Here is a 13,250-nt window from a genome sequence, read left to right as displayed (position 1 = left end):
CGGCGTCAAGAAGTTCGCTTCTTGACGCCGATTTCTCGTCTCGCGTCCCGTTCCGTCGAATCTCTGCCGATTCGTCTCGATCCGGTGGCAAGATCGGCTGTTTTCACCACCCCGAATGGCGGATGCTCGCTCCCGACCGCTAGTGTCGATCGCAGGCAGAGTCGCCTTTCCCCCTGTTCCCGAATCCCTCTGAGGCAAGCATGAAGATCGGCATCCTGACGAGCGGCGGCGACTGCCCCGGACTCAACGCGGTCATCCGCGGCATCGTGCTCAAGGGCACCACGACCTACGATCTCGAGTTCGTCGGCATCCGTGACGGATGGCGCGGTGTCGTCGACGGCGACTTCTTCCCGCTCACTCGCCACGAGGTCAAGGGACTCTCGAAGGTCGGCGGCACGATCCTCGGCACCAGTCGTACCAATCCCTACGAGGGCGAACGCGGCGGCGCGGAGAACATAGCCAAGACCCTGTACGGGCACAAGATCGACGGCATCATCGCGATCGGCGGCGAGGGGACGCTCGCGGCAGCGGACCGCCTCTCGAAGGACGGCATCAACGTCATCGGCGTGCCGAAGACCATCGACAACGATCTGCGAGCCACCGACTATTCGTTCGGCTTCGACACGGCCGTCAACATCGCCACGGACGCGATGGACCGCCTGCGCACGACCGGCGACTCGCATCAGCGCTGCATGGTCGCCGAGGTCATGGGGCGGCACGTGGGGTGGATCGCCCTGCACGCCGGCATGGCCGCGGGCGCTCACGCGATCCTCATCCCCGAGGTCCCGCAGACGCTCGAGGAGATCACGGCGCTCGTGACGAGCGCTCATGACCGCGGTCGCGCGCCTCTGGTCGTCGTGTCCGAGGGATTCAAGCTGCAGGGCATGGACGAGGCCTACAGCGACAAGGGGCTGGATGCCTTCAACCGCCCGCGGCTGGGCGGCATCGGCGACCGGCTCGCCCCCGAGATCGAGCGCCTCACGGGCATCGAGACCCGCGCGACGATCCTCGGTCACATCCAGCGCGGTGGATCGCCCTCGGCCTTCGACCGTGTCCTCGCGACGCGCCTCGGCCTGCATGCTGCCGATGCCATCGTCGACGGTGCGTGGGGCCAGATGGTCGCCATGCAGGGCACCGACATCGTACGAGTGCCCTTCGCGGAGGCGCTCGGCGAGCTCAACACCGTCCCGCGCAGCCGGTACGACGAAGCCGCCGCCCTGTTCGGCTGAGCGCAGCCGCCGCGCTTTCTCCCGCCGACGGCATCCGCTGAGCTCCGGTAGACCGCTCGAAATCCGGATGCTGCCGGCGCGCGCATCCGCATTCCGAGCGGTTCACCGGATCTCGCGACCGGTCGGAGCCTCGTGCACACGTTGCGCGAGGGCGGTCTGGATGATCTCCAGCACCCAGGCCGAGTCGAACAGCACCTGCTGGTAGTCGAAACGGAAAACGGTGTATCCACGGAGTCGCAGGCGGGCGTCGGCGGCGATGTCCCGCCGACGGGATGCCGGATCGCTGTGATGCGCGAAGCCGTCGAGCTGCACGACGAGCATTCGGCCGATGAGCACGTCGACGGGCCGCCCGTCGATCCACACCTGCTGACGGACGGCGATCCCGTGCACGCGCAGGAGCTCCACGAACGCCGTCTCGAGTCCAGAGTCGGATGAACCCGAGGCTGTCGACGCGAGGCGCCGCGCCCGACGATCCTGCCAGTGGACGAGCGCGAGTTCGTCGCCGGTGATCATTCCGCGGTTGAGTGCCGACTCCCAGATCGCGAGGGCTGCCGGAAACGACTGGCAGCAGGCGACATGGTGGAGCACGTTGAGCAGCGGATCGCTGGTGGCACGACGGGGGACGGGCACGGGGCCGCGCGACCAGTGGATGCGGAGTCCCGGCGCCTTCATGCTGCCGCTTCCCTCCGGTGCTGCGACGTGGGTCTCGCCGTCTGCCGCAGGGATCCAGAGCCCCAGGCGGGCGGCCTGGCTCAGGCAGGTGAGCACGCCTCCCGCTCGCACGGCCCTGACCACATTCTCGTCGCAGTCAGGAAGAGCGATCCACGAGCGTCGGATCCGGAGCATCCGTCGCCTGGAGACTGCCGACGCGACCGCGTGCCTGCTGAATCCGGCGCGGAAGATCTCCGAGGTATGTGCGATCCCGCCGTGTTCGTGGAGCCAATCGTCGAGCAGCATCCCCACACCCTGGCAGCCGAGGGGAAGCCTCCGCGGGTTTCAGGCGTCTCACTCCAGGGTGTGTGGACAACCGGCCAGCGACACCGATCTGTTGACAAGAGGTGACCGTGTCTGAGATTCGGTCAACCGCGTGAGATGCGGACGCCGCGGAGGAACGCATCCGGATCTCACGCGGTTTACCGGATCCCGGGGCGGAGCCCCGGCGACAAAGACGCGGATGCCGTCAGGCGAGGCCGACCGTGTCGAGGAGCCAGGCCAGCTCGAACGCCCGCTCTTTCCACGAGTTGTACCGGCCGCTGACGCCGCCATGGCCGGCGACCATCTCGCACTTGAGCAGCACGTCCTCCACGCCGGCCTCGCGCAGCGCGGCGACCCACTTCGCGGGTTCGACGTATGCCACGCGCGAGTCGTTCAGCGAGGTGACGGCGAGGATCCGCGGATAAGTTGAACCGTCGCCGATGTTCTCGTACGGCGTGTACGACTTCATGTACGCGTACACGTCGGGGTCGTGCAGCGGGTCGCCCCACTCGTCCCACTCGATCACGGTGAGCGGCAGCGAGGGGTCGAGGATCGTGGTCAGCGCGTCGACGAAGGGCACGGCCGCGAGCACGCCGGCGAAGAGCTCCGGGGCCAGGTTCGTGATCGCGCCCATCAGCAGTCCGCCCGCGCTGCCGCCCTCGGCGACCAGGCGCTCTGGCGTCGTGACGCCGCTCGCAATGAGATGCTCGGCGCAGGCGACGAAGTCCGTGAACGTGTTGCGCTTGTGCAGCAGCTTGCCGTCCTCATACCACTGGCGACCCATCTCGCCACCGCCGCGCACGTGCGCGACGGCGAAGACCACGCCGCGATCCAGCTCCGACAGGCGCATGACCGAGAAGCCGGGGTCGATCGAGTGCTCGTACGAGCCGTAGCCGTAGAGGTGCACGGGGCGGGGTGCATCTCCGGGGTCGCCGAACGATCTCTTCCACACCAGGGAGATCGGCACCTGTGTTCCGTCGGACGCCGTCGCCCACGCGCGCCGCTGGTCGTAATCCTGCGGGTCGTAGCCGCCGAGCACCGTCACCTGCTTGCGCAGCACGAGCTCCCGCGTCGCGAGGTCCAGCTCGTACACCGTGCCGGGGGTCACGAAGGACGTGTAGCCGAGGCGCAGGAACGGCGAATGCCACTCCGGGTTGCCGCTCACGCCGGCGGAGTACAGCGGCTCGTCGAAGACGACGTCCTCGACGGCATCCGTGGAGTAGTCGAGCAGTCCGACGCGCTCGAGACCCTCACGGCGGTACTCGACGGTCGCGAAGTCACGGAACGCGTCCATGCCGAGCAGGCGTCGGCCCGGCTCATGGGCCAGCACGACGCGTCGGTCGCCCTGCGGATCGTCCGCGCGGACCGATACGAGCTCGAAGTCCAGGGCGCCATCGTTGTGCAGGATGAACAGGCGATCCTCGCCGTCGACGATCGCGTGCTCGAGCGAGTACTCCACGCCCTCGCGTCGCGGCCAGACCATCTGCGGCTCCGCCGTGAGGTCACCGGTCAGGTCGACCAGACGCTCCTCGCTCGTGACGCTCGATCCGACGGCGATCACGAGGTAGCGGCGGCTGCGCGTGATGCCGGCGCCGAGCCAGAACTTCTCGTCGGGTTCATGGAAGAGCTGCACGTCGTCGGCGACGGGAGTGCCGAGGCGGTGCAGCCACAGGGTGTCGGGACGCCATGCGTCGTCACGGGTGGTGTAGAGCACGCCGGTCCCGTCCGGCGTGAAGAACGCCCCACCGGTGTTCGGGATCTCGTCGAGGAGCGTCTCGCCGCTCTCGAGGTCGCGGACGCGCACCGTGTAGAGCTCGTCGCCCTCGAAATCGGTCGACCAGAGCAGCTTCGTGGCGTCGTCGGAGGTGTCGAACGCTCCGAGTGAGAAGAACTCGTGCCCCTCGGCCTCGGCGTTGCCGTCGAGCAACACGACCTCGCCGGGGACGGGCACCCCGGGCTCCAGCACCGGGGGAGTCCAGTCGTCCCCTGCGGCCGCCGTGCGGCAGTGGATGCCGTATTGCGAGCCCTCCTCGGTGCGGCTGTAGTACCACCACGAGCCGCGACGGGTCGGCACGGAGAGATCGGTCTCCTGCACGCGGCCCTTGATCTCCTGGAACAGCGTCTCGCGCAGTCCGGCGAGCCCCGCGAGCTCGGAGTCGGTGTGGGCGTTCTCGGCTTCGAGATGCGAGATCACCTCGGGGGAGTCCTTGTCGCGCAGCCACTCGTAGGGATCGTCGAACGTGTCGCCGTGGTGAGTGCGGAGGGCGGAGCGGCGGGCGGCGATCGGAGCATCAGTCACCCGCTCCACGCTAGTCCAGGTCGAGTTGACCGTCACCCGGCAGGGTGGGAGGATCTACCGGGGCCGGTTAACGGAAGTCAAACCCACGGTGAACTCTTCGTTCATCACGTCGATCCCGTCGACACCTCCTTCTTCCCGACGACCGAAAGAGAACGGTGGAAACCGCAGTCCTCATCGTCGTGCTGGTGATCGCGCTGGCACTCTTCTTCGACTTCACCAACGGGTTCCACGACACCGCGAACGCGATGGCCACCCCCATCGCCACCGGTGCGTTGAAGCCCAAGACGGCCGTGCTGCTCGCGGCGGTCCTGAACCTCGTCGGCGCGTTCCTGTCGACCGAGGTGTCCAAGACCGTCTCACACGGAATCATCCGCGAGGACAGCATGCAGGGAGAGCTGTTCCTCCCGATGATCTTCGCCGGACTCATCGGCGCCATCACGTGGAACATGCTCACCTGGCTGCTCGGTCTGCCGTCGAGCTCCTCCCACGCTCTCTTCGGCGGTCTGATCGGTGCCACGCTCGTGGGCGTCGGGGTCGCCGGCATCGACTTCGGGATGGTGCTGTCCAAGATCATCCTCCCGGCGCTGATCGCTCCGCTCACCGCCGGGATCATCGCGTTCGCAGCGACGAAGATCGCCTATTCGATCACTCGTCGGTACGACGGCAAGCCGGATGGACGCGACGGCTTCCGCTGGGGACAGAGCTTCACCTCTTCGCTCGTGGCGCTCGCGCACGGTACCAACGACGCGCAGAAGACCATGGGCGTCATCACCCTCGCGCTGATCGCCGTCGGCTGGCAGAACAGCGAGCAGGCCGATCCGTACCTCTGGGTCATCATCGCCTGCGCCGTCACGATCGCGCTCGGCACCTATCTCGGCGGCTGGCGCATCATCCGCACCCTCGGCAAGGGACTCACCGAGGTCAAGCCCGCGCAGGGGTTCTCGGCCGAGAGCTCGACCGCGGCCACGATCCTCGCCTCCAGCGCCTTCGGCTTCGCCCTGTCGACCACGCAGGTCGCCTCGGGCTCGGTCATCGGGTCGGGTCTGGGCCGGCGCGGCTCGACGGTGCGCTGGCGGACCGCAGGGCGCATCGCGATCGGCTGGGTGCTTACGCTCCCCGCCGCCGGCGCCGTGGGCGCGGTCGCCGCGCTTCTGGTCACCTGGCTCGGCAACTGGGGCATCGCGATCGATGCGGTCCTCGCGCTCGCCGCGATCGTCGGTCTGTTCCTGCGTTCGCGCAAGGATGCCGTGACGCACGCGAACGCGATGAGCGACGTCGCCGAGTCCGGTCTCGCGGTCGACCTCCCCGACACGCCCCCGCCGACGCGACGCCAGCAGCGCATCGCCGAGGCCAAGGCCGAGGCGAAGGCCCGCGCCGAGGCGCGCGAGCAGGCGAAGACCAAGGCCAAGGCCGACGCGAAGGCGAAGTCCGAGGCCAAGGCGAAGGGCAAGGGCGATGCGAAGGGCAAGGGGAAGCCGCAGAGCGGCGTCTCCGCGACGAGCGGGTCGCCTGCAGACGAGGAGGGATCGAAGTGACTGTCGCCATCGACTGGGAGGCGTTCGCGCTCGTCTTCATCGCCGCACTGCTCGGAGCCTGCGCCGTCGTGACCTTCTATGCGACGGGCCTGCGGCTGCTGGTGCGCAGCGGGCGCGCGCCCGTCGTGAGCCCCGCCGAGTTCACCGACGCGATCACGGTCGTGACCGAGAAGGAGCTCAAGCGGGCCGCGAAGCAGGCGGCGAAGGCGGCGCGCAAGAGCCCGCTCACCGAGGGGCAGAAGCGCCTCGCGCTGGTCGGGGCCTACGCGTGCTTCGCGCTGTGCGCGGCAGCGGTCGTCGTCGGCATCCTCATCATCGTGGTGGGCCACTGAGGTAGACCGGAGCCGCCTCCGGTGATCAGTGGAGAAGACCCGCCACCAGGTCGTCGATGATCTCGTCGGTCGAGGTCTCGGGGTCGATCGGCGTCGTGAGCCGGTCGAGCAGGAGCCCGTCGATCGCATAGTGGAAGAGCGCGATCTCGCGGCGGCCGCCGGGCAGCCCCGCCGAGGCGTTGAAGGCCACGTCGCCCTCGAAGCCCGCGCGCTGCCATGCCCCGAGGAGAGCCGCGACCTCCGGACGACGACTGCTCTCCAGGCGCAGCTCGAACAGGGCCATCGTGACGTCGGGATCCGCGGTGAGTCGCCGCACGATGTCCCGCAGGTAGTCCGCGAACAGCGCGGGACTCGGGGAATCAGCGGCTCGGCGCGCGAGGTCGTCCTCTGTCGGGGCGAGCCGCTCGCTGATGCGGTCGACCAGCCCTTCGATGAGGGCATCGCGGCTGCGGAAGTAGTTCGAGGTCGTGCCGACGGGGAGCCCGGCTCCCTGGTCGATGGCCCGGTGGGTGAGCCCTCGGGCCCCCTCTGAAGCGAGCACGCTCAGCCCGGCATCCGCGATCGCCCGGCGCCGCGCCTCGTTCTTGGCCATCCCCGCACTCTATCCGAAGCACTACAGCTGATGTGATCGTGGGTGCGCTGCGCGCCCTAGGCTGGGGACATGACCGCGCCCTCCGAGAGCGAGTACGTGTTCGGACGCCACCGTCCGGCATCCCACGTGGTGGTGCACGTGAGCGACCCGCACTTCCTGGCCGGCGGTGCCCACCTCGGCGGTCGGTATGACGTCGAGTCGACCTTCGCGCGCACGCTCGACGCGATCCGGGCTGTTCATCCGAGTCCTGCGGCCATCGTCGTCACCGGCGACCTCGCCGACTTGGGGGAGCCCGACGCCTACCGACGCCTCCGTGACGCCGTCGAGCCGGTCGCCGAGGAACTCGGCACGGTCGTGGTGTGGGTCGCGGGCAACCACGACGAGAGGCCGGCGTTGCGGGAGGGACTGCTCGACCTGGCTCCGACCCAGGAACCGGTCACCGGCGTCTGGGATCTCGACGGACTGCGCCTGATCGCCCTGGACTCGAGCGTCCCCGGCTGGCACCACGGCGATCTCGACGAGGCTCAGCTGACCTGGCTCGCCGAGATCCTCCGCGAGCCGGCCCCGCACGGGACGCTCCTCGCGATGCACCACCCGCCGCTCCCGAGCCACCTTCCGCTGTTCGACATCCTCGAACTGCGACACCAGGACGAGTTGGCCGACGTGATCCGAGGCACCGACGTGCGCGGCATCCTGGCCGGGCATCTGCACTACTCCTCGCACGGCACGTTCGCCGGCATCCCCGTGAGCGTGTCCTCGGCGACGTGCTACACGATGAACGTCGCTCGACCGGCAGCCGAGGTCAACGGGATGGATGCCGCGCAGGCCTTCCAGCTCGTGCACGTGCACCCCGACACGATCACCCACACAGTCGTGCCCGTGGTCGACGCGCCGACCGGCACCTTCTTCTCCGAGGACTGGCTGGAGAGGATGGCGCGTCTCGGCCCGGACGGGCGCCTCGAGGCGTTCTCGCGCAAACGGTGACGCGCGGTCGTATCCCGGTCGACGCATGCGTGCGGGCGTAGACTTGTCGCATCCCCCGCTTCACACACTCGCCACTACCCACAAGGATGTGACATGGCTTCTGCCGCGCCCGCACTGACCCGTACTGAGACCGATTCCCTGGGGAGCATGGAGATCCCGGTCGACGCGTACTGGGGGATCCACACGGCTCGCGCCGATGCGAACTTCCCCATTACGAAGCGGCCCATCTCGGTGTACCCGGACCTCGTGATCGCGCTCGCGATGGTCAAGCAGGCCAGTGCCAGGGCGAACCGCCAGATCGGCGTGCTCGACCCGGAGCGTGCCGACCTGATCGACCGCGCCGCGCAGCGGGTGATCGACGGCGAGTTCCACGATCAGTTCACGGTCGGCGTCATCCAGGGCGGCGCGGGCACCTCGACGAACATGAACGCGAACGAGGTCATCACCAACATCGCGCTCGAGATGGCCGGCCGTGAGAAGGGCGACTACGCGTTCCTCTCGCCGATCGACCACACCAACCGCAGCCAGTCGACCAACGACGTGTACCCGACCGCGGTCAAGATCGGTCTCTCGCTCACGCTGCGCTCGCTGCTCGAGGAGCTCGACCTGCTGCGTGTGTCGTTCCTGCACAAGTCGCACGAGTTCCACGACGTGCTCAAGGTCGGCCGTACGCAGCTGCAGGATGCCGTGCCGATGACGCTCGGACAGGAGTTCCACGGCTTCGCCACGACGCTCGGCTACGACCACACGCGCCTCACCGAGAACGCCTCGCTCATGTTCGAGATCAACATGGGCGCCACGGCGATCGGCACGGGCATCACGACCCACATCGACTACGCCCCGGCCGTGCTGAAGCACCTGCGCGAGATCACCGAGCTCGACCTCGTCACCGCCGGCGACCTCGTCGAGGCCACGAGCGACACGGGATCGTTCATGTCGTTCTCCTCGACGCTCAAGCGCAACGCCATGAAGCTGTCGAAGATCTGCAACGACCTGCGCCTGCTGTCGTCGGGACCGCAGGCCGGGTTCGGCGAGATCAACCTCCCGGCGATGCAGGCCGGTTCCAGCATCATGCCCGGCAAGGTCAACCCTGTGATCCCCGAGGTCGTCAACCAGGTGGCGTTCGCGGTCGCGGGCGCCGACATGACGGTCACGATGGCCGCCGAGGCCGGTCAGCTGCAGCTCAACGCGTTCGAGCCGGTCATCGCGCACTCGATCTTCCAGTCGATCACGTGGATGCGTCAGGCCATGTGGACGCTTCGCGTCAACTGCGTCGACGGCATCACGGCCAACCGCGACCGCCTCGGCGCGATGGTGGGCGCGTCAGTCGGCGTCATCACGGCGCTCACGCCCTTCATCGGCTACGCGGCCGCGGCCGCACTCGCGAAGACCGCGCTCCTGACGAACCGCAACGTCGCCGACCTCGTGGTCGAGGCGGGGCTGATGTCGCGCGACGAGGTCACGAAGCAGCTGTCCCCGGCACGTCTCTCGGGTCTCGAGGCCGTCACCGCCGCGATCCCGGTCATCACTCCCGAGGATCTGATCGAGATCTGATCTCGCGATCACAGGAGAACATGCAGAAGGGCCCCGGCGATCCGCCGGGGCCCTTCTCATGCACGCTCGTCAGTCGATGACGCGGCAGTGGGTCGTGAGCTCGCCGATGCCGTCGATGCCGACCGTCACGACCGAGCGGTCGCGGAGGAAGATCTGCGGGTCGCGCGAGTAGCCGGCCCCGCCCGGGCTGCCCGTGGAGATCAGCGTGCCCGGCAGCAGCGTGAGCGACTGCGACAGGTGGGCGATGAGCGTGGCGACCGAGCGCACCATCTGGTCGGTGCTCGCGTCCTGAACGGTCTGTCCGTCGACCACTGCCCAGATGTGCAGGTCCTGCGGGTCGGCGATCTCGTCGGCCGTCACCGCGAAAGGCCCGGTCGGCGTGAAGCCGTCGAACGACTTGCACCGCGACCACTGCGCCTCGGAGAACTGCACGTTGCGCGCCGTGATGTCGTTCACGACCGTGTAGCCCCAGACGTACGAGAGTGCGTCGTCCGCGGAGACGTCCTTGGCCGGTGTGCCGATGAGCACACCCAGCTCCGCCTCGTAGTCGACGGCCTCGCTGAGCGCGCGCGGCCAGGACGTCGTCTGCTCATGGCCCGTGAGCGAGTTGGGCCACAGTGTGAAGACGGTCGGCGCCGCATCGGTCTTGAGCCCGAGCTCGCTGGAATGCGCGGCGTAGTTGAGGCCGACGGCGAGCACAGCCGGGGGAGCGATCACTGCCGACGCGAAGCTCCAGCCGTCCAGCGGATGCCGCACGGCCGCGCCGTCCGCGAGAGCGGCGCGCAGGGCGTCGAGGGCCGGTGCGCCGCGCTCGATGAGCTGCTGCAGGGTCGCCGGAGCATCGGGGAGGAGATCTGAGACGAGGATGGCGTCGGTGCCGTCCACGACCGCGAGATTCGCGGCAGGGGAGTCGGCGCGACGCAGATGAGCGAACCGCATGTCTCTACGGTATCCGGTGCCACGTGCTCGGCGCTGGAGGAAGTCGCCAGAGCCCGGCCGAGTTGATTGTTGCCAATATGCTGTCGCTATGAGTTCCGGAGGACCGTCGCAGCCATCGCCGTACACGCCGCCGCCCGCTCAGCGGCCCGCGGGACAGCAGCCCGGGTATGGGCAGCCGGGATATCCGCAGCAGCCGCCGGCGCCGGCGCACCCGCAACAGCCGGCGTCAGCGCCGAGCTACGGGGCGCAGCAGTACGCGCAGTCCGCCTATACGCCCGCCGCGTTCTCGCAGCGCCCGGCGTACGCCTCGGTGCTTGCGCAGCCCACTCCGTACTCGCCGCCCGCGCCCGTCGCTCCGTCGCCGTCGCAGGGACTGCCGGCGCTTCCTGCGGGAAAGCGCGGCGGGCGCATCGCCCTCGGCATCCTCTTCGTCTTCCTCGGGTTGCTGCTGCTCGCGCTCGTCGCCTACTTCGGACTGGCTCTCGGCGCGCTGGCGTCCGTGATCGGGCTCGTGCTCGCGCTCATCCCGCTCACGGCGGTGTTCCTGGTGGTGCGGATGATCGATCGCTGGGAGCCCGAGCCCAAGTCGCTCGTGTTCTTCGCGATCGCCTGGGGTGCGATCGCCGCCGTCGGTCTCACGCTCCTCGTCGACCTCGGCCTCACGATCCTGTTCGGGGTGCGGGGCGAGGTGGCCGGAGCCGTCGTCCAGGCTCCGATCGTCGAGGAGCTCTGGAAGGGCGTCGGCGTCTTCCTCATCTTCCTGATCGCGCGCCGTTCCTTCGACGGCCCGATCGACGGCGTCGTCTACGGCGCGCTGGTCGGTGCGGGCTTCGCCTTCACCGAGAACATCCAGTACTTCGCGATCAGCCTCATCGAGGGCGGTGGCCAGCAGCTCACGGTGACGTTCATCCTGCGCGCGATCATGTCGCCGTTCGCGCACGCCATGTTCACCTCGCTCACCGGACTCGCGATCGGTCTCGCCGCACGTCGCGGTGCGTCGACGGGCGCGGCGATCGGATTCGGCCTCCTCGGGATGCTCGGGGCGATGTTCTTGCACGGACTGTGGAACGGCTCGTCGTTCGCGAACTTCTTCCTGCTGTACTTCGTCCTGCAGGTCCCGCTGTTCGTGGGGTTCATCCTCGGCGTCGTCGCCCTGCGGCGGGAGGAGGCCCGACTCACCCGGGCCCGGCTCGGCGACTACGCGGCGGCCGGGTGGTTCACGCCGGAGGAGGTCACGATGCTCGCGACTCCGGCCGGACGCAAGACGGGGCTGCGCTGGGCGGCGCAGCTGCGCGGGGATCGACGTCCGCTCATGCGCGAGTTCATCAAGGACGCCACGACACTCGCGGCGGTCCGGCAGCGGGCGATCACCGGACGCGATCCGATGGCCCCGGCGGAGGAGCAGGCTCTGCTCGTGCGGACCAGGGCCGCGCGAGCGGCGCTGCTGGCGTACTGAGGAGGCCAGACCATGACCACGTTCATCCTGCTGCACGGCGGAGGAGATGTGGGATGGTCCTGGCACCTCGTCGCCGCGGCGCTCCGGCGCGAGGGGCACGAGGTCTTCGCCCCCGACCTCCTGGCCGACGACGACTCCGCCACGCTCGACGACTACGCGGATGCGGTCGTCGCCGAGGCGGGTCCGTGGCGCGGAGGGGTGGTCGTCGGGCATTCGTTCGGAGGCTTCACCGCGCCCCTCGTCGCGGACCGCATCGGAGCGGACGTGCTGGTGCTGCTCGCGGGCATGATCCCGAGGCCGGGGGAGCGACCCGAGGACTGGTGGGAGAACACCGGCTACGGCGAGGCCGTCGCTGCACAGGCGGCAAGAGACGGTGGCCTCACCGGGAACGAGGATCCTCTCGTGAGCTTCTATCACGACGTGCCGCGGGAGCTCGCCGTCGAGGCGATCAGCAGTGAACGCGCGCACCCCTCGACGGCGGCCATGGAGACGCCGTGGCCGTTGGCCGCGTGGCCGAGCATCCCGACCGAGTTCATCGTGTGCACGCAGGACCGATTCTTCCCGGCCGAGTTCCTCCGCCGCCTTGCCGCCGATCGGCTGGGCGTCGTCGCCGACGAGATCGACGGGAGCCACTGCGTCGCGTTGAGCAGGCCGGTGGAGCTCGCGCGGATGCTCATGGGGTACGCGGACAGGTATGGCCCGTCCGCATCCGCTCGGTCGTGACATCGGCACGGGCAGCGGCCGGGGACAGACTCAGCGCCCGGTGCTGCGGCGATGCCTGCATGTCTCCCGGGCGCTGAGTTGGTCTACGACCAGGGTGCACCCGTGTCCCGCGAGTGTCAAGACCCTCTGCCCCGACCCCGCCGGTCGGAGGTGTTCGCTCTGAGCAGGTCCGACCGCGTTGACCGGGATCACGGGCTCCGGTTGGATGGATGGCATGACTGATCGTACGAAGCCTGAGTTCGACGCCCCCACCGCCCCCGCCCCGTCGGAGCTCGTGATCCGCGACCTCATCGAGGGCGACGGAGACGCCGCGAAGCCCGGCGACACCGTCACCATCCACTACGCGGGAGTCGAGTACGAGTCCGGTGAGGAGTTCGACTCCTCGTGGAGCCGCGGTCAGACCGCGCGGTTCCCGCTGCCGGACCTGATCCGCGGATGGCAGGACGGCATCCCCGGCATGAAGGTCGGCGGTCGCCGTGAGCTCGTCATCCCGCCGCACCTCGCCTACGGTCCGGCCGGCGGCGGACACTTCCTCTCCGGAAAGACCCTCATCTTCATCATCGACCTCGTCGCGGTCGGCTGAGTCCCGCACGACTCGCGCAAGGCGTCGCATCCGTTCGGGTGCGGCGCCT

Annotated in this window: 12 protein-coding genes; 8 read left to right on the top strand and 4 right to left on the bottom strand. The window is 68.9% G+C overall.

What is annotated here, in order from left to right:
* Window positions 1-200: 200 nt before the first annotated feature.
* Entirely contained in the window at window positions 201-1,229 is a 1,029-nt protein-coding gene (locus MRBLMX7_RS02625) for an ATP-dependent 6-phosphofructokinase (RefSeq protein WP_363366064.1), read from the top strand.
* Between the two features lie 102 nt (window positions 1,230-1,331).
* Here MRBLMX7_RS02625 and MRBLMX7_RS02620 read toward each other — a convergent pair whose 3' ends face one another.
* A complete protein-coding gene (locus MRBLMX7_RS02620; RefSeq protein ID WP_363366063.1) occupies window positions 1,332-1,997 on the bottom strand; it encodes an endonuclease domain-containing protein in 666 nt (221 codons plus the stop codon).
* 412 nt (window positions 1,998-2,409) lie between these two features.
* A complete protein-coding gene (locus MRBLMX7_RS02615) occupies window positions 2,410-4,503 on the bottom strand; it encodes a S9 family peptidase (protein WP_363366062.1) in 2,094 nt (697 codons plus the stop codon).
* Window positions 4,504-4,658: 155 nt separating this feature from the next.
* On the opposite strand from MRBLMX7_RS02615, the gene MRBLMX7_RS02610 reads away from it, so the two are divergent.
* Window positions 4,659-6,038: an inorganic phosphate transporter gene (locus MRBLMX7_RS02610; RefSeq protein WP_363366061.1), complete on the top strand. Its 1,380-nt coding sequence runs from the start codon at window positions 4,659-4,661 to the stop codon at window positions 6,036-6,038.
* The gene (locus MRBLMX7_RS02605) at window positions 6,035-6,370 is read left to right on the top strand and encodes a hypothetical protein (protein WP_050721237.1); all 336 of its coding nucleotides are present in this window, start codon (window positions 6,035-6,037) and stop codon (window positions 6,368-6,370) included. Before MRBLMX7_RS02610 ends, MRBLMX7_RS02605 begins: the two co-directional genes overlap by 4 nt.
* 25 nt (window positions 6,371-6,395) lie before the next feature.
* Here MRBLMX7_RS02605 and MRBLMX7_RS02600 read toward each other — a convergent pair whose 3' ends face one another.
* Window positions 6,396-6,962 carry a TetR/AcrR family transcriptional regulator gene (locus tag MRBLMX7_RS02600; RefSeq protein WP_363366060.1) on the bottom strand — a complete coding sequence of 189 codons (567 nt, stop codon included), beginning with the start codon at window positions 6,960-6,962 and terminating at the stop codon, window positions 6,396-6,398.
* A gap of 69 nt (window positions 6,963-7,031) precedes the next feature.
* On the opposite strand from MRBLMX7_RS02600, the gene MRBLMX7_RS02595 reads away from it, so the two are divergent.
* Window positions 7,032-7,946, top strand: a complete 915-nt coding sequence (locus MRBLMX7_RS02595) for a metallophosphoesterase (RefSeq protein WP_363366059.1) — start codon at window positions 7,032-7,034, stop codon at window positions 7,944-7,946.
* Between the two features lie 93 nt (window positions 7,947-8,039).
* A complete protein-coding gene (locus MRBLMX7_RS02590; RefSeq protein WP_050721234.1) occupies window positions 8,040-9,500 on the top strand; it encodes an aspartate ammonia-lyase in 1,461 nt (486 codons plus the stop codon).
* Window positions 9,501-9,569: 69 nt separating this feature from the next.
* On the opposite strand, the gene MRBLMX7_RS02585 is transcribed toward MRBLMX7_RS02590, so the two are convergent.
* On the bottom strand, window positions 9,570-10,439 hold the full coding sequence (locus MRBLMX7_RS02585) for a fumarylacetoacetate hydrolase family protein (protein WP_363366058.1): 870 nt from the start codon (window positions 10,437-10,439) through the stop codon (window positions 9,570-9,572).
* A gap of 88 nt (window positions 10,440-10,527) precedes the next feature.
* Between MRBLMX7_RS02585 and MRBLMX7_RS02580 the strand changes: the two genes are divergently transcribed.
* The 3 genes from MRBLMX7_RS02580 to MRBLMX7_RS02570 all read left to right on the top strand — a co-directional run bounded on the left by MRBLMX7_RS02580 (window position 10,528) and on the right by MRBLMX7_RS02570 (window position 13,201).
* On the top strand, window positions 10,528-11,895 hold the full coding sequence (locus MRBLMX7_RS02580; protein ID WP_363366057.1) for a PrsW family intramembrane metalloprotease: 1,368 nt from the start codon (window positions 10,528-10,530) through the stop codon (window positions 11,893-11,895).
* 12 nt (window positions 11,896-11,907) lie between these two features.
* Window positions 11,908-12,618 (top strand): alpha/beta fold hydrolase, encoded by a 711-nt coding sequence (locus tag MRBLMX7_RS02575; protein ID WP_363366056.1) that lies wholly within the window; start codon window positions 11,908-11,910, stop codon window positions 12,616-12,618.
* 214 nt (window positions 12,619-12,832) lie between these two features.
* Window positions 12,833-13,201: an FKBP-type peptidyl-prolyl cis-trans isomerase gene (locus MRBLMX7_RS02570; protein WP_363366055.1), complete on the top strand. Its 369-nt coding sequence runs from the start codon at window positions 12,833-12,835 to the stop codon at window positions 13,199-13,201.
* Window positions 13,202-13,250: the final 49 nt, after the last annotated feature.

Source organism: Microbacterium sp. LMX7-1.2 (genome assembly GCF_040675935.1).
GTDB lineage: Bacteria > Actinomycetota > Actinomycetes > Actinomycetales > Microbacteriaceae > Microbacterium.
Note: the sequence above shows the minus strand (reverse complement) of the source record. Positions and strands in the feature narration are given on the sequence as shown.